At 72.8% G+C, this 19,633-nt stretch carries 16 protein-coding genes; 8 read left to right on the top strand and 8 right to left on the bottom strand.

Going from position 1 to position 19,633, the window contains the following annotated elements; translation table 11 throughout:
- Both N8I86_RS15210 and N8I86_RS15205 read left to right on the top strand, forming a co-directional pair.
- Complete coding sequence (locus tag N8I86_RS15210) at positions 1-1,686, top strand: thiamine pyrophosphate-binding protein (protein WP_263278006.1); 1,686 nt, start codon at positions 1-3, stop codon at positions 1,684-1,686.
- Positions 1,687-1,713: 27 nt separating this feature from the next.
- Positions 1,714-2,106, top strand: a complete 393-nt coding sequence (locus N8I86_RS15205; RefSeq protein WP_263278005.1) for a hypothetical protein — start codon at positions 1,714-1,716, stop codon at positions 2,104-2,106.
- Here N8I86_RS15205 and N8I86_RS15200 read toward each other — a convergent pair.
- Genes N8I86_RS15200 through N8I86_RS15190 form a run of 3 tightly spaced genes read right to left on the bottom strand, consistent with a single transcriptional unit; the run spans position 2,070 to position 2,964 of the window.
- A complete protein-coding gene (locus tag N8I86_RS15200; protein ID WP_263278004.1) occupies positions 2,070-2,498 on the bottom strand; it encodes a hypothetical protein in 429 nt (142 codons plus the stop codon). The two genes, N8I86_RS15205 and N8I86_RS15200, sit on opposite strands and share 37 nt — an antisense overlap.
- A complete protein-coding gene (locus N8I86_RS15195) occupies positions 2,495-2,797 on the bottom strand; it encodes a WXG100-like domain-containing protein (RefSeq protein WP_263278003.1) in 303 nt (100 codons plus the stop codon). The genes N8I86_RS15200 and N8I86_RS15195 overlap by 4 nt, the downstream gene beginning before the upstream one ends.
- Entirely contained in the window at positions 2,794-2,964 is a 171-nt protein-coding gene (locus tag N8I86_RS15190) for a hypothetical protein (protein ID WP_263278002.1), read from the bottom strand. Before N8I86_RS15190 ends, N8I86_RS15195 begins: the two co-directional genes overlap by 4 nt.
- A gap of 419 nt (positions 2,965-3,383) precedes the next feature.
- Between N8I86_RS15190 and N8I86_RS15185 the strand changes: the two genes are divergently transcribed.
- From N8I86_RS15185 to N8I86_RS15170, 4 genes are all read left to right on the top strand, one after another.
- On the top strand, positions 3,384-4,301 hold the full coding sequence (locus tag N8I86_RS15185) for a class A beta-lactamase-related serine hydrolase (RefSeq protein WP_263278001.1): 918 nt from the start codon (positions 3,384-3,386) through the stop codon (positions 4,299-4,301).
- Between the two features lie 203 nt (positions 4,302-4,504).
- Positions 4,505-8,224, top strand: coding sequence for an ABC transporter ATP-binding protein (locus tag N8I86_RS15180; RefSeq protein ID WP_263278000.1), 3,720 nt, complete (start codon positions 4,505-4,507; stop codon positions 8,222-8,224).
- A gap of 89 nt (positions 8,225-8,313) precedes the next feature.
- A complete protein-coding gene (locus N8I86_RS15175; protein WP_073900673.1) occupies positions 8,314-8,706 on the top strand; it encodes a hypothetical protein in 393 nt (130 codons plus the stop codon).
- 101 nt (positions 8,707-8,807) lie between these two features.
- A complete protein-coding gene (locus N8I86_RS15170; protein WP_073900522.1) occupies positions 8,808-10,232 on the top strand; it encodes a S28 family serine protease in 1,425 nt (474 codons plus the stop codon).
- 205 nt (positions 10,233-10,437) lie between these two features.
- On the opposite strand, the gene N8I86_RS15165 is transcribed toward N8I86_RS15170, so the two are convergent.
- The 5 genes from N8I86_RS15165 to N8I86_RS15145 form a co-directional block, all read right to left on the bottom strand.
- Positions 10,438-12,270: a glycoside hydrolase family 3 protein gene (locus N8I86_RS15165; RefSeq protein ID WP_263277999.1), complete on the bottom strand. Its 1,833-nt coding sequence runs from the start codon at positions 12,268-12,270 to the stop codon at positions 10,438-10,440.
- 250 nt (positions 12,271-12,520) lie between these two features.
- A complete protein-coding gene (locus N8I86_RS15160; protein ID WP_263277998.1) occupies positions 12,521-13,768 on the bottom strand; it encodes an MFS transporter in 1,248 nt (415 codons plus the stop codon).
- Positions 13,769-13,889: 121 nt separating this feature from the next.
- Positions 13,890-14,690 carry a sugar phosphate isomerase/epimerase family protein gene (locus N8I86_RS15155; protein WP_263277997.1) on the bottom strand — a complete coding sequence of 267 codons (801 nt, stop codon included), beginning with the start codon at positions 14,688-14,690 and terminating at the stop codon, positions 13,890-13,892.
- A gap of 18 nt (positions 14,691-14,708) precedes the next feature.
- Complete coding sequence (locus tag N8I86_RS15150; RefSeq protein WP_263277996.1) at positions 14,709-15,641, bottom strand: bifunctional helix-turn-helix transcriptional regulator/GNAT family N-acetyltransferase; 933 nt, start codon at positions 15,639-15,641, stop codon at positions 14,709-14,711.
- Positions 15,642-15,998: 357 nt separating this feature from the next.
- Positions 15,999-17,045, bottom strand: a complete 1,047-nt coding sequence (locus N8I86_RS15145) for a LacI family DNA-binding transcriptional regulator (protein ID WP_263277995.1) — start codon at positions 17,043-17,045, stop codon at positions 15,999-16,001.
- 261 nt (positions 17,046-17,306) lie between these two features.
- On the opposite strand from N8I86_RS15145, the gene N8I86_RS15140 reads away from it, so the two are divergent.
- Positions 17,307-18,458: a Gfo/Idh/MocA family protein gene (locus N8I86_RS15140; protein WP_263277994.1), complete on the top strand. Its 1,152-nt coding sequence runs from the start codon at positions 17,307-17,309 to the stop codon at positions 18,456-18,458.
- Positions 18,455-19,606, top strand: coding sequence for a dihydrodipicolinate synthase family protein (locus N8I86_RS15135; RefSeq protein ID WP_263277993.1), 1,152 nt, complete (start codon positions 18,455-18,457; stop codon positions 19,604-19,606). Before N8I86_RS15140 ends, N8I86_RS15135 begins: the two co-directional genes overlap by 4 nt.
- Positions 19,607-19,633 lie beyond the last annotated feature (27 nt).

The following is a 19,633-nucleotide window of genomic DNA, read 5'->3' as shown; positions in this document are numbered from 1 at the left end:
GTGACTCACGACCACGACCTGGTTCTCCGCCCGACGGCGGCACAGATCTCGACCGCGCTGAACCCGCCCCCTGGGCGCAACGGCGGAGACCTGGTCGTGGAAACCCTGGCCGGGCTCGGCGCGACCACCGTCTTCGGCCTGCCCGGCCAGCACGCTCTCGGCATGTTCGACGCCCTGCGCCGCTCCGCCCTGCGCTACATCGGTCTGCGGGTGGAGAACAACGCGGGCTTCGCCGCCGACGCGTACGGCCGGATCACCGGCGAGGCGGCCCCGCTGCTGCTCTCGACCGGCCCGGGCGCGCTGACCTCCCTGGCGGCGCTCCAGGAGGCCGCGGCCGCCTCCGCTCCCGTCCTGGCGATCAGCAGCCAGATCCCGACGGCCGGCCTCGGCGGCGGCCGCCACGGCTACCTCCACGAACTCCCCGACCAGGCGGCCTCGTTCCGTGGCGTGGTCAAGTCCGTCCACACGGTCCGCAGCCAGTCCCAGATCCCGTCCGCGATCGCGGCGGCCTGGAAGTCGGCGCTGACGGCTCCGCACGGACCGGTGTGGGTGGAGATCCCGCAGGACGTCCTCCTCGCCGAGACCACGCTGCCGGTGGTGACGGCGATGGACGCGACCCCGGACGACCTGGTGCCGCGCCCCGAACTGACGGCGGTGGCGGCGGACCTGCTGTCCCGTGCGGCCCGCCCGGCGATCATCGCGGGCGGCGGCGTCGTACGCGCGGACGCCTCGGGGAAGCTGCTGCAGCTGGCCGAGATGCTCGACGCCCCCGTGGTGACCACCTTCGGCGGCAAGGGCGCGTTCCCCTGGCAGCACCCGCTGTCGATGCAGTCCTGGCTGGAGGACCGGTACACGACGGACCTCCTGGAGGACGCGGACGTCCTGCTGGTGGTCGGCTCCGGCCTCGGTGAACTCTCCTCGAACTACCACACGTTCAAGCCGCGTGGCCGGGTGATCCAGATCGAGGCCGACCTCGGCAAGCTGGAGTCCAACCACCCCGCCCTCGGTATCCACGCGGACGCCCGCCTCGCGCTCCAGGCGCTGCTGGAGACGGTGTCGCCGCGCGAGGACGACACGGCGGCCGGCCGGGTACGGGACCTGCTCGCCCGGGTCGCTGACCGCATCGCCGCCCAGGAACTCACCCTGGAACAGGACGTGCTGGCCGCGGTGCGCCGCGCCCTGCCGGCCGACTCCCCGTCCTTCTGGGACATGACGATCCTGGCGTACTGGGCGTGGTCGGCCTTCGACACGCGGGGTGCGAACACCATGCACTCGGCGCAGGGCGCGGGCGGCCTCGGCTACGGCTTCCCGGCGGCGCTGGGCGCGGCCGCGGCGGACCCGTCCCGCCCGGTCCTCGCGGTGTCCGGCGACGGCGGGGCCCTGTACTCGATCGCCGAGCTGGCCACCGCCAAGCAGTACGACCTGCCGGTCACCTGGCTGATCGTCGACGACGGCGGCTACGGCATCCTGCGCGAGTACATGACGGACGCCTTCGGCCAGGCGACGGCGACGGAACTCACCCGCCCCGACTACGTGGCCCTCGCGGAGTCCTTCGGCGTCCCGGGCACCCGCACCACCCCGGAAACCCTGGAGACGGACCTGACGAAGGCCCTCGCCACCCCGGGCCCGTCGGTGGTCGTACTCCCGGCGGTGCTGCGGATGTTCGCGCCTACGCATCTGGATTGAGCCCGTGCCGCCGGCGCTCCTATGATCATGGGCACGTCTGCCCTGCGTGAGCGTTCCGCCCACAGCCGACTGGCCCCCGGTGAGCGGCTACTGGCATACGGCTTCGTCGTCTCCGCCAAGGGCGTCGGTGTCGGCGCGGTGGTCGCGAACCGGCTGGTCAACTCCGTCTGCGCGCAGGCCGGCGAGGCCGGCAGCATCGCCGCGCACGCGCTGCTGCTGCGCGTGACGGACCAGCGCGTGGGCCTGGTCCGGTCCCTGGACGGCACCCCGGTGTGGGAGGGGCAGCGGGCCTGGGTGACCCGGGTCGAACGCCGGCCCCGGACAAAGCTGATGGCCCGCTTCCGCCTGCACTTCGCCGACGGCTCCTGGCCGTCTCCCTGTTCCTACCTCAAGAGGTTGTCCTCGAAGGGGTCACCGTAGGAACCCCACTCGAAGGCGTAGCCACCCGTCGCGCTGTCGAAGGAGACGCGCAGCCCACGCTCGGGGAGGCCGAACTCCTCTCTGAGCCAGCCGTCCATGGCCAGGGCTGCCACTTCCGACCGGAAGTGAGCGAGTGGATAGGTGAGTGCGGTGACGCGCACCACGAGTCCTTCGGTGTGCCGTGCCATCAGATCGGACGCGTGCGCCGCCAGACCGAAGGACAGCCAGGAGACGTCGCGCCAGTGCATGCCGCTGGGCGGTGCGAGACGAACCTTGCGGTCCACCTGCAGGAGGAAACCGTCATCGGTGCCCGGCGAGGCCCACTCGGCGGTCAGATCTGCGGCGAGACCGCCGAGCGGACTGCGGAAGCGGTATCGGAAGGTGCGGCTCACGGAGTGTCGAGCGCCTTGGCCATGTCGGGGGCGCCGTCGGCCATGTCCTTCAGCCAACCGTGGCCGTCGTGGTAGTAGCGACGCCAGTACGGGTCGTCGAAGGCCGATATCGCCTCGCCCTTGTTGTTCTCGATGATGCCGCGGGCCGACCTGTTCGCCGCCGACAGCACGTCCTCCAGATCGTCGGCGAAGTCCCGCCACGCCTTGGCCGCGTTCCGCAGCCCGTCCTCGTCGGCGTCGGGCCACCACATGCCGGTGAGGTCCTGGACGATCTCTTTCGCCTTGTCGGCCGCGCTCACTTGCCGTGGCCTCCGGCCTCGCCGTGCTCCTGCACCTGGACCTTGCTGAACATCGAGCGGACGAGCTGCTCGTTGTCGATGTGCCCGTCCGCCATGTCGACCATCGCTTCGCGGATGCTGGCGAGACCCTCGGCCAGGATGGACGCGGCATTCTCGATCTTCGTCACGTTCGGCCCGTAGGCCTTGTGGAACTCCTTGCCCTATCTCGCCACTGCCGGCGCTTCCCTGGTCAGCCATGGTGCCGTTCTGCTCCCCGTCGTGCGACTCACTGGCCCGAAGACCCTAACCGGGCATGGGAGGAGCAGAACGTCTTCACCGGTGTGAGCGACGAAGTGTGATGAGCGGACCCGGGCCCCAGACCGGTGTGTCTGGCGTCGGGTGCCGGGCCGGCCTCGGAGAGAGGAGGCGGACAGGCGTCCCGTCACGAGCGAAGCCTCGCCCCGTCCCCACCCCCCCACCCCTCGAACTCCCGCACGGCGAAAGCGTGTACAACTTTCGCGTGCCCTCGCGAGTCCAGTCAGGCAGCGCACGGGTGCGCTCGACGGCGTTCAGGGGGACGCCCGTAGACGTTTTAGGGGAACTTTCCATGACTTACCGGATATCCGGTCGGGCGCTCGCGGCCGCCGTCGGCGCCGCGCTGCTCGTTCCGGCGGTCACCGCCGCCACGCCTGCCGCCGCCGTCACGCCCACGGTGAGCTGCACGTCCGCGAAGACGGGCCTCGCGGACAAGCTGAAGAAGGACATCACCGCCGCCCTTGCGGGCCGCAAGGGAACGGTCGCCGTCGGCCTGTACGACCGCAGCACGAAGACCACGTGCACCCTGCGGGCCACCAGCGCCTACGACTCGGCCAGCACCGTCAAGGTCACCGTGCTCGCCACGCTCCTGTGGGACGCGAAGAAGCACAACCGGTACCTGACGGACACCGAGACCACGCTCGCCAAGGCGATGATCACCAAGTCCGACAACGACGCGACCAGCAAGCTGTGGAAGCAGCTGGGCATGACGAAGATCAAGGGCTTCCTGACCGCCGCCGGCATGACGAAGACCACGCCCGGCGCGAACGGCTACTGGGGCCTGACCCAGGAGAACGTCACCGACGAGCAGAAGCTGCTCAAGCTCGTCACCGCCAAGAACAGCGTGCTGAGCGACAACGCGCGCGCGTACATCCTGAAGCTGATGGGCCAGGTCGTCTCCTCGCAGCGCTGGGGCACGCCCGCCGGGGCGCCGTCCTCCGTCGCGGTGCACGTCAAGAACGGCTGGCTGCAGCGCTCCACGCACGGCTGGCGCGTGCACAGCCTGGGCACCTTCAACGGCGCCGGGCACGACTACATGATCTCGGTGCTGACGCAGGACAACAGCACCATGAGCTACGGCGTCACCACCATCCAGAACGTGGCCAAGGCCATCCACAAGGACCTGGTGCCGACCACCTCCGGCGTCACGCGCTACACCCCGACCAGCCGTCCCAGCGAGGCGTTCGTCGCCACCCCGCCCCAGGGCTGACACCGGGCGCCCCGGCCGCGACCCGGCGGCGACGGCCACTCGGTCCGCCGCCGGGCCTGCGGACACCGGCTCGACCGCCCCACCCGTCACGGAACGTGACGGCGCCGGCCGCCCCGGACCGCGCGATTGTTACGGCGGGATGAAATCGCCCGCTCACGACGTTGGTGCCTTCCGGTAGAGCAGGTCGACAGGAAGGCACCGGCGTGGCAGCGCAACGGGGATGGGCACGACGGCTGGCGGCCTACGCATGGCGGTACCCCAAGGACGTCGTCCTCGCCCTGGGCTCGTCCCTCGCCGGCATGGCCGTCCTCGCGATCGTCCCGCTGATCACCAAGGTGATCATCGACGACGTGATCGGCGACCACAGCCGTGCCATGGGCCCCTGGGCCGGTGCCTTGATAGGCGCGGCCGTACTGGTCTACGTCACCACGTACGTCCGGCGCTTCTACGGCGGCCGGCTCGCCCTCGACGTGCAGTACGACCTGCGCACCGAGATGTACGACACGATCACCCGCCTCGACGGCCGCCGTCAGGACGAGCTGTCCACCGGGCAGGTGGTCGGCCGGGCCACCAGCGACCTCCAGCTGATCCAGGGCCTGCTCTTCATGCTCCCGATGACCATCGGGAACCTCCTGCTCTTCCTGGTCTCCCTGATCATCATGGCGTGGCTGTCGCTGCCGCTGACCCTGGTCGCGCTGGCCGTGGCGCCGGCACTCGGCTGGATCGCCAAACGGAGCCGGTCCAAGCTGCACCCCGCCACCTGGTACGCCCAGGCGCAGGCCGCCGCTGTCGCGGGCGTGGTCGACGGCGCCGTCAGCGGCGTCCGTGTGGTGAAGGGCTTCGGGCAGGAGGACCAGGAGACCGGCAAGCTGCGCGAGGTCGGCCGCCGCCTCTTCGCGGGGCGCCTGCGCACCATCCGCCTGAACAGCAGGTTCACCCCCGCGCTCCAGGCCGTGCCCGCGCTCGGCCAGGTCGCCATGCTGGCCCTCGGCGGCTGGCTCGCCGTACGGGGCCACATCACCCTCGGCACCTTCGTCGCCTTCTCCACCTACCTGGCCCAGCTCGTCGGCCCGGTCCGGATGCTCGCCGTGGTCCTCACGGTCGGCCAGCAGGCCCGCGCCGGCACCGAGCGGGTACTGGAGCTCATCGACACCGAGCCGACGCTGACGGAGGGCACGAAGGAACTGCCCGCCGACGCGCCCGCGACCGTCGAGTTCGACGACGTGTCCTTCGGGTACGCCGACGGCCCGAAGGTCCTCGACGGGCTCAGCCTGGAGATCCGGCCCGGCGAGACCCTGGCCGTCGTCGGCTCCTCCGGCTCGGGCAAGTCCACGCTCTCCCTGCTCCTCCCGCGCTTCTACGACGTCACCCACGGCGCCGTCCTGATCGGCGGCCACGACGTGCGCGAGCTGACCCTGGACTCGCTGCGGGCCGCGATCGGACTGGTCCCGGAGGACTCCTTCCTCTTCTCCGACACCGTCGGCGCCAACATCGCCTACGGCCGCCCGGACGCGAGCCAGGAGGAGATCGAGGCCGCCGCCCGCGCCGCCCAGGCGCACCGGTTCGTCGTCGAGCTGCCCGAGGGCTACGACACCAAGGTCGGCGAGCACGGCCTCACCCTCTCCGGCGGCCAGCGCCAGCGCGTCGCGCTCGCCCGCGCCCTGCTCACCGACCCCCGCCTGCTCGTCCTCGACGACGCCACCTCGGCCGTGGACGCCCGGGTCGAGCACGAGATCCACGAGGCGCTCCAGCAGGTGATGCGGGGCCGTACCACCCTGCTCATCGCCCACCGGCGCTCCACCCTCAACCTCGCCGACCGCATAGCCGTCCTGGACGGCGGCCGGCTCGCCGACATCGGCACCCACGACGAGCTCCAGGAGCGCTCGGCCCTCTACCGCCGGCTGCTGACCGACCCGGACGAGCTGGGCGGGGTCTCCCCGGGCCACGAGCGCCCGGCCGAGCCGCGGGAGGACACCTCCGTACGCGACGAGCTGGACGCCGAGTTCGACGCCGAGCGGGGCGTCACCCCGCGGTTGTGGACCGGCGACCGCGAGCCCAAGGACCGGGCGCTCGGCGGCACCCCGGCCACCCCCGAACTGCTCGCCCAGGTCGAGGCGCTGCCCCCGGCCACCGACGTCCCGGACGTCGACGAGGGGCGCGCGGTCCGCCCGGAGGACTCCTACGGCCTGCGCCGTCTGCTGCGCGGCTTCCGCACCCCCCTGCTGGTCAGCCTGCTGCTGGTCGCCGTGGACGCGGGCGCCGGGCTGCTGCTGCCGGTGCTGATCCGGCACGGCATCGACCAGGGCGTGACCCGGATGGCCGTCGGGGCCGTGTGGGCGGCCGCGCTGCTCGGCCTGCTGACCGTCGTCGTCCAGTGGGCCGCGCAGATCGGCGAGACCCGGGTCACCGGCCGGACCGGCGAGCGCGTCCTGTACACGCTGCGGCTGAAGATCTTCGCCCAGCTCCAGCGGCTCGGCCTCGACTACTACGAGCGCGAGCTGACCGGCCGGATCATGACCCGGATGACGACGGACGTCGACGCGCTGTCGACGTTCCTCCAGACCGGTCTGGTCACGGCGTTCGTCTCGGTCGTCACCTTCTTCGGCATCATGGTCGCCCTGCTGGTGATCGACCTGCAGCTGGCCCTCGTCGTCTTCGCCACCCTGCCCCCGCTGATCGTCGCCACCTTCTTCTTCCGCCGGGCGAGCGTGAAGGCGTACGAGCTCGCCCGCGAGCGCGTGTCGCTGGTCAACGCCGACCTCCAGGAGTCGGTGTCCGGACTGCTGGTCGTGCAGGCCTTCCGGCGCGAGCGGGACGGCGCGCGGCGGTTCGCCGAGCGCAGCGACAGCTACCGCAGCGCGCGCGTCCGCGGCCAGCGGCTGATCTCGGTCTACTTCCCGTTCGTCCAGCTGCTGAGCTCGGTCGCCGCGGCGGCCGTGCTGGTCGCCGGGGCGGGACGGGTCGACGCGGCCACCCTCACCACCGGCGCGCTCGTCGCGTACCTGCTCTACATCGACCTGTTCTTCGCCCCCGTCCAGCAGCTCTCCCAGGTGTTCGACGGCTACCAGCAGGCCACCGTGTCGCTGGGCCGCATCCAGGAGCTGCTGCGCGAGCCGACGTCCACCGAGGCGGCCGCCGACCCGCTCGCCGTGCCGGCCCTGCGCGGGGACATCGCCTTCGAGGGCGTGCACTTCGCGTACGGGGACGGCGAGGAGGCTCTGACCGGCGTCGACCTGACGATCCCGGCGGGGCAGACCGTCGCGTTCGTGGGGGAGACGGGCGCCGGGAAGTCGACGCTGGTGAAGCTGGTGGCCCGGTTCTACGACCCCACCTCCGGCCGGGTCACGGCCGACGGCACCGACCTGCGCGCCCTGGACCTCACCGCGTACCGGCACCGCCTCGGGGTGGTGCCGCAGGAGGCGTATCTCTTCCCGGGCACCGTCCGCGACGCCATCGCCTACGGCCGTCCCGACGCCACCGATGCCGAGGTGGAGGCGGCGGCCCGCGCGGTGGGCGCCCACGAGATGATCGCCACGCTGGAGGGCGGCTATCTGCACGAGGTCGCCGAGCGCGGCCGGAACCTGTCGGCCGGCCAGCGCCAGCTGATCGCGCTCGCCCGCGCCGAACTGGTCGACCCCGACGTCCTGCTCCTCGACGAGGCCACGGCCGCCCTGGACCTGGCCACCGAGGCGCAGGTCAACCTGGCCACCGACCGCCTGGCGGGCCGCCGTACGACGCTGGTGGTGGCCCACCGGCTGACCACGGCCGCCCGCGCGGACCGGGTGGTGGTGATGGACCACGGCCGGGTCGTCGAGGACGGCACGCACGAGGAGCTGCTGGCCCGCGACGGCCGGTACGCCGGACTGTGGCGGACCTTCATCGGCGAGTCCGAGCCGGAGGAGCCGGTCGGCGCGTCCCGCTGACGGTCGTGCAACCATCCGACACATGTCCTGCGTCCGTACATCAGTACGGTGACCGGGGGAACGCGGGACAGGTGTTCGGGGAGGTCGACATGAACATGGGTGCGATACGCCGGAGACTGGCGCTCGGCGCGGCCGCGCTGGCCGCGTCCGGACTGCTCGGGCTCGCGGCGACCGGTACCGCGCAGGCCGCCACGGCCGGCGGCTGCGCGGGCCGCGAGGTGCGCACCCTGCCGTTCCGCACCGGTGTCACCCACGTCTACAAGCGCGGCGGCTACGTCTGCGCCGTCACGGTCGCCCGGCACCCCGGGGCGACCCGCACCATGTCGGTCAGCGTGCAGGCCCGCGGCAACCGGCCCGTCGTGGACCGGGGCCGCTACAAGCACCACGCGGGCCCGGTCACCGTGCACGCCGGACACCGCTGCGTGTGGATCAAGGGCGTGGTGGACCACTACGCGGTCAGCTCCGGCTGGATCCTGTGCTGATCCACTTGACCACATCCTGAAGAACACTCAATCCCCCCTGGTGTGAAGGCAGTTGCTGGGATAGCTTCCGGCGCACATCTGTCTCACAGGGGAGAGTGCGCATGCGCAAGGTGCTCAGATGGCTGCTGTCGCTCACCGTGTTCATAGGCACGTTGAGCACGGCGGGCGCGGCCACCGCCGCACAGTCCGAGCCCTCCGACATCAAGGACCGGCTGCTGTCCGTACCGGGCATGAGCCTGATCCAGGAGAAGCCGTACCCCGGCTACCGCTACTTCGTCCTGAACTACACTCAGCCGATCGACCACCGCCATCCGGAGCTGGGGACCTTCCAGCAGCGCATCACCGTGCTGCACAAGGACACCAGCCGCCCGACGGTCTTCTACACCGGCGGCTACAACGTCTCCACGACGCCCTCGCGCCGCGAGCCCACCCAGATCGTGGACGGCAACCAGGTCTCCCTGGAGTACCGCTTCTTCACCCCGTCCCGTCCCGCGCCGGCCGACTGGTCCAAGCTCGACATCTGGCAGGCCGCGAGCGACCAGCACCGCGTCTTCACGGCCCTCAAGTCGGTCTACCCCGCCAACTGGCTGGCCACGGGCGGCTCCAAGGGCGGCATGACGGCCACCTACTACGAGCGCTTCTACCCCCGCGACATGGACGGTGTGGTGGCCTACGTGGCCCCCAACGACGTCGTGAACAAGGAGGACTCGGCCTACGACCGCTTCTTCACCCGGGTCGGCACCAAGGAGTGCCGGGACCGGCTGAACGCCGTGCAGCGGGAGGCGCTGGTGCGCCGCGAGCCGCTGGAGAAGAAGTACGCGCAGTACGCCGCCGACAACGGCTACACGTTCGGCACCGTCGGCAGCCTGGACAAGGCGTACGAGGCGGTCGTCCTGGACTACGTGTGGGGCTTCTGGCAGTACAGCCTGCTGGCGGACTGCGACACCGTCCCGGCGCACGCGGCCACCGCGACCGACGACGAGATCTGGAACTCGGTCGACACCATCTCCGGTTTCTCCGCCTACACCGACCAGGGCCTGGAGCAGTACACGCCGTACTACTACCAGGCGGGCACCCAGCTGGGCGCGCCGACGATCCACTTCCCGTACATCGAACGGAAGCTGATCCGCTACGGCTACCAGCCGCCGCGCAACTTCGTGCCCCGCTCCATCCCGATGCGCTTCCAGCCGCAGGCGATGCGGGACGTGGACACCTGGGTCCGCCACCACGCCTCGCACATGCTCTTCGTCTACGGCCAGAACGACCCCTGGGGTTCGGAGCGGTTCCGGCTGGGCCACGGGGCGCGTGACTCGTACGTCTTCACCGCGCCCGGCATGAACCACGGCGCGAACGTGGCGGGTCTGGTCCCCGACCAGAAGGCCCTGGCCACCGCGCGGATCCTGCGGTGGGCGGGCGTGGCCTCCCCGGCGGTCCTGGCGGACCCGTCGGCGGCCAGGCCGCTGGCCCGCCACGACGCGAAGCTCGACGTCCGGGACGTGGAGCGCGAACCGGCGCTGCGCCCCTGACACCTGACGGGCGGCCACGACGGACCGGCACCACACCGCCGTCGTGGCCGCCCGCCACGTCCACGGCCGCCGGGCGCGGCCCACCGGGCCCCGGCCGCCCGGCGGGACGCGGCTGGGGCCTGTCGTGTGGATCCTGCCCGCGTCGCGGGGCGGGTCGGCAGACAAGGCACCGTGGGCCAGGCCGGCCTGATCCGAACGACAGGCCCTAGTACGACAGCCCGTGCCCGACGGGGTACAGCACCCGCGCCGGATCGTCCGCCCGCTGCACCGGAACCGGCAGCCGGCCGCGCGGGGACACCCGCCCGGCGATCACCCGTGCGGCGGCCCGCATCTCCACATCGGTCCAGCAATAGGTCGCCAGACAGGCCTTCACCGACGGCAGTTGGGCCACGTCGTAGGGGTTGCGGACGGCCACCGCGACCACCGGCCTGCCCGTGGCCAGCAGCCGGTCCACCAGGGTCCGCTGCGAACTGCCCGGCGTCACGTTGTAGGTGGCCACCACGACCGCGTCCGCGTCCTGTGCCGCGGCGACCGCCTTGGTGACGGTCGCGGCCGAGGGGGCCGTCCCGGTGGACAGGGCCGTGGCGGTGAAGCCCAGCTCGGTGAGGGCGGCCGCGAGCACGCCGGTGGGCGGCCCGGTGGTGCCCGACGGAGAGGCCGGATCGGCGCCGACGACCAGGACGCGGGACTCGGTGCGGCGGCTGAGCGGGAGCACGCCGCCCTCGTTGACCAGCAGGGTCGTGGTCCGCTCGGCGATCCGGTCGGCGGCGGCCAGATGGGACCGGGTCCCCACCGTGCGGTCCACCCCCGCGCGGTCGGCCCAGGGGTCGGTGAAGAGCCCCAGCCGCGCCTTGAGGCGCAGGATGCGCAGGATCGATTCGTCGAGACGGGCCTCGGTCAGCTCGCCGTCCTGGACCGCCTTGAGCACCGCGTGCCAGGCCACGTCGATGGACGGCGGGTTGAGCAACTGGTCCACGCCGGCCTTGAGCGCGAGGACCGGCACCCGGTCGTCGCCGTACTTGCTGCGCACGCCCTCCATGCCGAGGGAGTCGGTGATCACGACCCCGTCGTAACCGAGTTCACCGCGCAGGATGCCGGTGAGGATCGGGTGGGACAGGGTGGCCGGGTCACCGGAGTCGTCCAGGGCCGGGAACTGGATGTGCGCGGTCATCACGGAGTCGATGCCCGCCCGGACGGCGGCCCGGAACGGCACCGCGTCCAGCTTCTCCCACAGCTCCCGGCTGTGCGTGATCACCGGGAAGCCGTAGTGGCTGTCGACGGCGGTGTCCCCGTGGCCGGGGAAGTGCTTGGCGGTCGCCGCCACCCGCGCCGCCTGATAGCCCTTCACCTCGGCGGCCACCATCCCGGCCACCGCCTCCGGGTCGGCGCCGAAGGACCGGACGCCGATGACCGGGTTGGCCGGGTTGACGTTCACGTCGGCGTCAGGGGAGTAGTCCTGGTTGATGCCCATGGCGCGCAGCTCGGTGCCGGAGATCCGGCCGAGCGTGCGGGCGTCGGAGCGGGAGCCGCCCGCGCCGATGGCCATGGCACCCGGGAAGAGGGTCGCGGGCCTGCCGACCCGGCAGACCGCGCCGTGCTCCTGGTCGGTGGCGACGAGCAGGGGCAGTCCGCGCGGCTGGTCCAGGGACGCCCGCTGGATGCCGTTGGACAGGTCCGTGATCTGGTGCGGGTCCCGGGTGTTGTGCGCCCAGGTGAAGTAGATGATCCCGCCGACGCGGTACTTCGCGATCAGTTCGGCGGCGGTGCGGACGCCGATCTCGCTGAGGTTGGCGTCGACGTCCGCCTGGTCGGGGGCGGTGGCGGAGTGGCCGTAGACCCGCATGACGAAGAGCTGGCCGACCTTCTCCTCCAGCGTCATCCGGGAGACGAGGGCACGCAGGCGGTGTTCGTCGGGGGTGGCGGCGCGGGCGGTCGTCGGGACGGTCAGCGCGGCGGTGAGACCCGCGGTCGCGGCGAGGACGGCGCGTCTGGACGGCCGTGCGGTGCTTCCCGTGCTTCCCGTGCTGGTGTCGTGCACGTGCGCTCCTTCCGGAGGAGAACCGCTGAAGGAAACTTCCGAGGAATCACCAATATCCGGGAAGTTTCTTTCCGTCAAGACAACGCACAGTACCCGCGGACCGGGCCGCCACCGGCGCATGGCCGCGGGGCGCGCCGGTGTCGGCGGACCGCCCGGCGGACGGCGCGCCCCGCGGCCGGGTTCCCGTCCGGGGCGGAGCCGGCCGGCGCCGGGGTGCCGAAGTGGGCGGACCTGCGCGGGTGTTCGGGGCTCACGCCTTCGCCGGGCCGGGCGCGGGGACTCTTCCCGCCCGCAACTCCGGTGTCGTCGCGGCGACTCCCGCCACCGCCAGTACGCACAGCAGGCCGCCGGTGATCAGGGCGGTCGCGCCCGAGGTCCAGCCGGCGAGCAGGCCGCCGCGCACGTTGCCCAGGCTGGGGCCCGCCTGCCCGACGATCTGCTCGGCGGCCGTGACCCGGCCGAGCAGCGCGTCCGGTGTACGTGTCTGCACGAGCGTGGAACGGGCGACCACCGCGGTGGCGTCCGCCGCCCCGGCGACCGTGAGCAGCGCGAGGCCGGCCCAGGGCCGGGCGGACAGACCGAACAGGACCAGGGCCGCGCCCCAGGTGGCGGACGCGCAGAGCATCACCGGGCCAGGCCGGCCGAGCCGCGTCAGCGGTCCGGACAGCGCGGTCGCCAGCACACCGCCCACCGCCAGTGCCGACAGGAACAGACCGAGGGTGCGCGGATCACCGCCGAACCGCCCGGTGTTCACGAGCGGGAACAGGCTCACCGGGAAGGACAGCACGGTGGCGGCCAGGTCGGTGATCAGCGCACCCCGTACCGCCCGGTGCCCGGCCAGGAACCGCAGCCCGTCCAGCACCCCCTGCACGCCCGCCCGCGACGGCTCGCCCTCCGGCCGCAGCGCGGGCAGCCCGAAGGCGCCGTAGAAGGCACAGCCGAAGCTGAGGGCGTCGAGCAGATAGCAGACGCCGATCCCGAACCAGCCGAGCAGCACCCCGGCCAGGGCGGGACCGAGCAGCATCATCGACTGGCCGGTGATCTGGTTCAGCGCGAGACCGGCGGCCACCTGGTCCCGGGGCAGCAGGCGCGGGACGAACACGCCGGCGGCCGGAGCGCCCAGCGCGCCGAACGCCGACTGCGCCGCGACGAGCAGCAGGACCGCCGGCACCGGCACATGCCCGGTGAAGCCCTGCACGGCGAGCAGCGCGGAGCACGCCGCCTGGCCGACGGTGGCCGCGAGGAAGATCCGGCGCCGGTCGGCCCGGTCCACCCAGGCCCCGGCGAACAGCCCGAACACCACCAGCGGCAGCGCCTGCGCCAGCCCGACCGCGCCGGTCCAGGCGGTGCTGCGGGTCGTGTCCCACACCTGGTACATGACCGTCACCATGGTCATGAACCCGCCGAGCACGGAGACGGTCCGGCCGATCAGCAGGCGCCGGAAGGCGGGTGAGGTGCGCAGCGGCCGTACGTCGACGAGCGAGCGGGCGAGGCTCATGAGCGGAGAAGGGCGCTGCGCCCCGGCTGCTGATGCACCGGGGGAGGCTAACCGGCCGTTGACGCCCCGGCCAGCGAATTACCGCGGGTCCGGAGCGCGGCGGGGCCCTTCCCCGGCGGCGCTACGCGGCCTCGCCCAGCAGCCGTACGAGGTGGTCGCGGCCCGGGCCCAGCAGCTCCGGGAGCGGGGCGGCCGTCTCGTGCCACCGCTTCTCGTACTCCCAGCACAGCCAGCCGTCCCAGCCGTGCCGGCTCAGGACGTCGACGCACTCGGTGAGCGGCAGCACGCCCGCGCCGAGCGGCAGCGGGGCGGTGTCCTCGGCCGAGGCGATGTCCTTCACCTGCACGTAGCCCAGATGCGGGCTGAGGGAGGCGTACGTCTGCGCGGGCTGTTCGCCGCCCAGCCAGGGGTGCATCACGTCCCACAGCGCGCCCACCTGCCGGTGGCCGACCGGTCCGAGGACGCGGATCGCGTCGGCGCCGGTGGGGTGCGAGTCGTGGGTCTCCAGCAGGATGCGGACGCCGAGCGCGGCGGCGTCCTCGGCGGCGGTGCCGAGCCGCCGGGCGGCGACGGCGTCGGACTCCTCCGGCGGCAGGGCGGGGTCGGCGCCGGGGAAGACACGGGCGAACGGCGCGCCCAGGTCGTGGGCGAGTCCGAGGAGTCCGCGGATCTCCTCCAGCACCGGGGCGTCGTCGCCGGGCGCGGCCACGCGCGTGTACCCGGCGACGCCCAGCACCTCGATGCCGGCTTCCTTGAACAGGGCCGCGGTCCGGGCGCGGTCGGCGGGGGAGAGACCGGGGTGCACCGGTTCCTCCGGGTGGGCGCGCAGTTCCACGCCGTGGTAGCCGTGGGCGGTCGCGAGGGCCAGCACCTCAGGAACGGGCAGGCCGGGGACACCGAGTGTGGAGAACGCCAGCTTCATGGGCACGGAACGTACCCCTCAGTCGCCGGGTCCATGCAATTCCAGGCGCCAGTCCTGGCCGAGGAGGTCCTGGCCGAAGGAGCGGTGCGGCTTCTCGGCGACGAGGGCGAAGCCGTGCCGCTGGTAGATGCGGCGGGCGCTGCCGAGCACGTCGTTGGTCCACAGCACCAGGTCCCGGTAGCCGGCCTCGCGGGCGAAGTCGATGACCGCCCGCACCAGCCGGTCGCCGATGCCGTGCCCGCGCGCCTCGGGCTCGACGAGCAGCAGCCGCAGCCGCGCGGTGCCGGGCGCGTCGTCCCGTACGCACATCACGCAACCCGCCGGACGGCCGTCCAGCTCGGCGATCCACACCCGCTCCCGATGCGGGTCGTGGTCCTCGGCGAAGTCGGCGACGATCCGGGCGACGAGGCCCTCGTAGTCGGAGTTCCAGCCGTACTCGGCCGCGTACAGGGCGGCGTTGCGCTGCACGATCCAGCCGAGGTCACCGGGTCCGGGGTCACGCAGCACGACCTCGCCGGGCCCGGTGGCGGAATCGTCCCCGAGGATGCCCCGAATGGCCCGCATGGCTTCGGCCAGCCGTGTCCGGTCCCGCGGTGCCACGGTGCCGAGCAGCGCCCCGACCGTGTCGCGGGCCCGCTCGTCGAGCAGTCCGGCGGCCTCCCGCCCCGGGCCGGTGAGCCGCACCCGCCGCCGCCGGGGATCACTGTCCGAGGGCCCGCGCTCGATCAGCCCGCCGTCCTCGAACCGGTTCAGGATCCGGCTCAGATAGCCGGCGTCCAGCCCGAGCCGCGTCCGCAGATCGGCCGCGTCCAGCTGCGCGGCGTGCGCGAGCTCGTACAGCACCCTGGCCTCGGTGAGGGTGTACGGCGCGTAGAGGTGACGGCCGTAGTCGAGGGCACCGATGACGCCGGTGTAGAACCGGTTGAACGCCCGGACGTCCTGGACGGACATACGCACCCCCGGATACTTGACCCAGTCAGAGATCCCACCGTAACCCCCCACCGGCCCAGGAACCAGAGACACGGAAAACCACGCGCCCCCCGGCCGACGCCGCCCCGGTCAACTCAGGGGCGCGGGGAACTGCGCGAGGAACCCCAACGAACCCGCACCCGACACACCTGGCCGCCCCGCCCCCCCCGGCCGACATCGCTCCGGCCACCCCAGGGGCGCGGGGAACTGCGCGGGGAACCCCAACGAACCCGCACCCGACACACCTGGCCGCCCCGCCCCCCCCCGGCCGACATCGCCCCGGTCAACTCAGGGGCGCGAGGAACCCCAACGAACCCGCACCCGGAAACCGGCCCGGCCCTACCCCCGCGGCACTCCGGAGGAGCCCCGCACCATCAGTTCCCCCCGCACCGACGCGACGCCCCCCAGCGGAGGCTCCTCGCGGCCCATGGCTATGCGGCCGGCCCGGGCCCCCGCCTCGGCCAGCGGCAGACGGACCGTCGTGAGGGAGGGCACCGCGTCGATGCTGAACGGCAGGTCGTCGAAGCCGGCCACCGAGACGTCCTCGGGGACGCGCAGACCCGACTCGCGCAGCGCCGCGCACGCCCCCAGCGCGACGGAGTCGTTCGCGGCCACGACCGCCGTCAGGGTCGGATCACGGCGCAGCAGCTCCAGCGTGGCCTCGTGCCCGGACCGCCGGTCGTAGCGCGCGTGGACCGTCCAGCGGGGGTCCTCCTCGACGCCCGCCGCGGACAGTGCCGCGCGGTGCCCCTCCAGGCGGTGCCGGGTCGTCGTACGCTCCCGGGGTCCGGCGATGTAGCCGAGGCGGCGGTGGCCGAGGCCGATGAGATGGTCCGTCAGCGCGCGAGCGCCCCCGCGGTTGTCGAAGGTGAGCGCCACGGCCCCGGTGTCCGGCGCCGGCGGCCGCCCGCACAGCACCACCCGCGTCCCCGCCTCCGCCAGCTTGCGCAGCTTCGCCCCGACCGCCGCCGCGTGCGGCGCGTCCTCGACGGCCCCGCCGGTCAGCACCACGGCCGCGGCCCGCTGCCGCTGCAGAAGGGTGAGGTAGGTCAGCTCCCGCTCCGGCGAACCGCCGGTGTTGCAGACCACCGCCAGCCGCTCACCGCCCGCGCGTCCGCCCGGCCCGCCGATCTCGGACTGGATCGCGCTCGCCATGATCCCGAAGAAGGGGTCGGCGATGTCGTTCACGAGGATGCCGACCAGGTCGGAGGTGGCGGCGGCGAGCGCGCTGGCCGGACCGTTGAGGACGTAGTCCAGTTCGTCCACGGCGCGCAGCACCCGCTCGCGCGTGGAGGCGGCCACCGGGTAGTTGCCGTTCAGCACGCGCGAAACCGTCGCGGGGGAGACCTGCGCGCGGGCCGCCACGTCCGCCAGGGTCACCGTCATCTGTCGTCCTCCGGTCGCGCATCATGTCGTACGCCCTCGTAGACAGCCAGGTCCCGGTCCTGGTTCCGAGGGTCTGTCGAGCGAACACTAAGTCCATGCGCCCCGGTTGTTCGCCCCCTCGAACAACTCGAAGAGGACACGGTCTTGTACACACCCTGGTCCGGCGCTAGCTTCGGACCAGGTAGAAAGCGCTTGCTGACTGCCTGTCGCACCACGACGCCGCTGCCGAACGGGCGCCCGGCGCCCATGAAAGGGACCGACGTGACACGCAGGACGGTGCGTATCGCCATGAACGGCATGACCGGGCGCATGGGCTACCGACAGCACCTCGTCCGCTCCGTCCTCGCCCTGCGCGAGCAGGGCGGCCTCGACCTCGGCGACGGCACCGTGCTCTGGCCCGAGCCGGTCCTGGTCGGCCGCCGCGAGGACGCCCTGCGGGAGATCGCCGGCCGGCACGGTCTCGCCCACGTCTCCACCGACCTCGACGCCGTCCTCGCCGACCCCGCCGTCGACGTCTACTTCGACTCCCAGGTCACCTCCGCCCGCGAGGCCTCGATCAGGAAGGCGATCACGGCCGGCAAGCACGTCTACACCGAGAAGCCCACCGCCACCGGTCTCGACGGCGCCCTCGAACTCGCCCGCCTCGCCCGGCGAAAGGGCATCCGGCACGGCGTCGTCCAGGACAAGATCTTCCTGCCGGGCCTGCGCAAGCTGAAGCGGCTCGTCGACGGCGGCTTCTTCGGCCGCGTCCTCTCCGTCCGCGGGGAGTTCGGCTACTGGGTCTTCGAGGGCGACCGGCAGCCCGCCCAGCGCCCCTCCTGGAACTACCGCGCGGAGGACGGCGGCGGCATCGTCGTCGACATGTTCCCGCACTGGGAGTACGTCCTCCACGAGCTGTTCGGCCGGGTGGTCTCCGTCCAGGCCCTGGCCACCACCCACATCCCGCGGCGCTGGGACGAACACGGCAGGCCCTACGGCGCCACCGCCGACGACGCCGCCTACGGCATCTTCGAACTCGACGGCGGCGCCGTCGCCCAGATCAACTCCTCCTGGGCGGTCCGCGTCCACCGCGACGAACTCGTCGAGTTCCAGGTCGACGGCACCGAGGGCTCGGCGGTGGCCGGCCTGCGCCACTGCCGGGCGCAGCACCTGAGCGCCACCCCCAGGCCCGTCTGGGACCCGGACGTGCCCGCCACCGAGGTCTTCCGCGACCAGTGGCGGGAGGTGCCCGACGACACCGAGTCCGGCAACGGCTTCAAGGCCCAGTGGGAGCTGTTCCTCCGGCACGTCCACGCCGGCACCCCCTACCGGTGGGACCTGCTCGCCGGCGCCCGCGGCGTGCAGCTCGCCGAGCTGGGCCTGCGGTCCTCCGCCGAGGGCCGCCGCGTCGACGTGCCGGAGATCGTGCTGTGACCCTCCGGCTCCCCGCCGCCGACGGCACCCTCAGGACGTACCGGCCCCGCACCGAACCCCTGCCCCCGGCGGCCGGTGCCCCCCTCGTCTCGCGCACGGTCCTCGCCGCGGCCCATGTCGTCGCCGACCCGTACGCGGACGTGTCCCCCGACTCGCCCGCCGCCGTCGACTGGGACGCCACCCTCGCCTTCCGCCGCCACCTGTGGTCCCACGGCCTCGGTGTCGCCGAGGCGATGGACACCGCGCAGCGCGGGCTGGGCCTGGACTGGGGCGGCGCGGCCGAGCTGATCCGACGGTCGGCAGCGGAGGCGAGGGCCGTCGGCGGCCGCATCGTCTGCGGGGCCGGCACCGACCAGCTCACCGGGGGCACCCTCGCCGAGATCCGGGCGGCGTACGAGGAACAGCTGGCGGTCGTGGAGGAGTCCGGCGCCCGGGCCGCCTTCATGGCCTCGCGCGCCCTGGCGGCCGGCGCCACCGGACCCGAGGACTACCTGGAGGTCTACGGCCACCTCCTGCGCCAGTGCGCCGAACCGGTGATCCTGCACTGGCTGGGCCCCCTGTTCGACCCGGCCCTGGAGGGCTACTGGGGATCCACCGACCCTGACACGGCCACAGAGGTGTTCCTGGAGGTCGTCGCCGCACACCCGGACAAGGTCGACGGCGTGAAGATCTCCCTCCTGGACGCCGGCCGCGAGGTCGCCCTGCGCCGCCGCCTGCCCCACGGCGTGCGCTGCTACACCGGCGACGACTTCCACTACCCCGAGCTGATCGCGGGTGACGAGCAGGGCTTCAGCCACGCCCTGCTCGGCGTCCTCGACCCGCTGGGCCCGCGGGCCGCGCGGGCGGTACGGCTCCTCGACACCGGTGACGTCCAGGGCTTCCGGGCCCTGCTGGACCCGACGGTCGAGCTCTCCCGCCACCTCTTCGAGCCCCCCACGCGCTTCTACAAGACGGGCGTGGTCCTCCTGGCCTGGCTCGCGGGCCACCAGTCGCACTTCACCATGGTCGGCGGCCACCAGTCGGCCCGCTCCCTGCCGCACCTCGCCCGCGCCTACGAACTCGCCGACGGCCTCGGCCTGTTCCCGGACCCCGTACTCGCCGAGGACCGCATGAGGACCCTGCTGTCGCTGTACGGGGTGACCCCGTGACCGGCACCGGACTGGAACGCCTCTCCG

It is taken from the genome of Streptomyces albidicamelliae (assembly GCF_025642175.1).
Lineage (GTDB): Bacteria > Actinomycetota > Actinomycetes > Streptomycetales > Streptomycetaceae > Streptomyces > Streptomyces albidocamelliae.
This window is presented reverse-complemented; position numbering and strand designations above follow the sequence as displayed.

Bases quoted from the DNA above. Each gene is read 5' to 3' on its own strand.
- N8I86_RS15175 (WP_073900673.1), top strand. From the start codon at position 8,314: ATGAACATGGGTGCGATACGCCGGAGACTGGCGCTCGGCGCGGCCGCG.
- N8I86_RS15205 (WP_263278005.1), top strand. From the start codon at position 1,714: ATGGGCACGTCTGCCCTGCGTGAGCGTTCCGCCCACAGCCGACTGGCC.
- N8I86_RS15145 (WP_263277995.1), bottom strand. From the start codon at position 17,045: ATGACGGTGACCCTGGCGGACGTGGCGGCCCGCGCGCAGGTCTCCCCC.
- N8I86_RS15155 (WP_263277997.1), bottom strand. From the start codon at position 14,690: ATGAAGCTGGCGTTCTCCACACTCGGTGTCCCCGGCCTGCCCGTTCCT.
- N8I86_RS15150 (WP_263277996.1), bottom strand. From the start codon at position 15,641: ATGTCCGTCCAGGACGTCCGGGCGTTCAACCGGTTCTACACCGGCGTC.
- N8I86_RS15170 (WP_073900522.1), top strand. From the start codon at position 8,808: ATGCGCAAGGTGCTCAGATGGCTGCTGTCGCTCACCGTGTTCATAGGC.
- N8I86_RS15160 (WP_263277998.1), bottom strand. From the start codon at position 13,768: ATGAGCCTCGCCCGCTCGCTCGTCGACGTACGGCCGCTGCGCACCTCA.
- N8I86_RS15185 (WP_263278001.1), top strand. From the start codon at position 3,384: ATGACTTACCGGATATCCGGTCGGGCGCTCGCGGCCGCCGTCGGCGCC.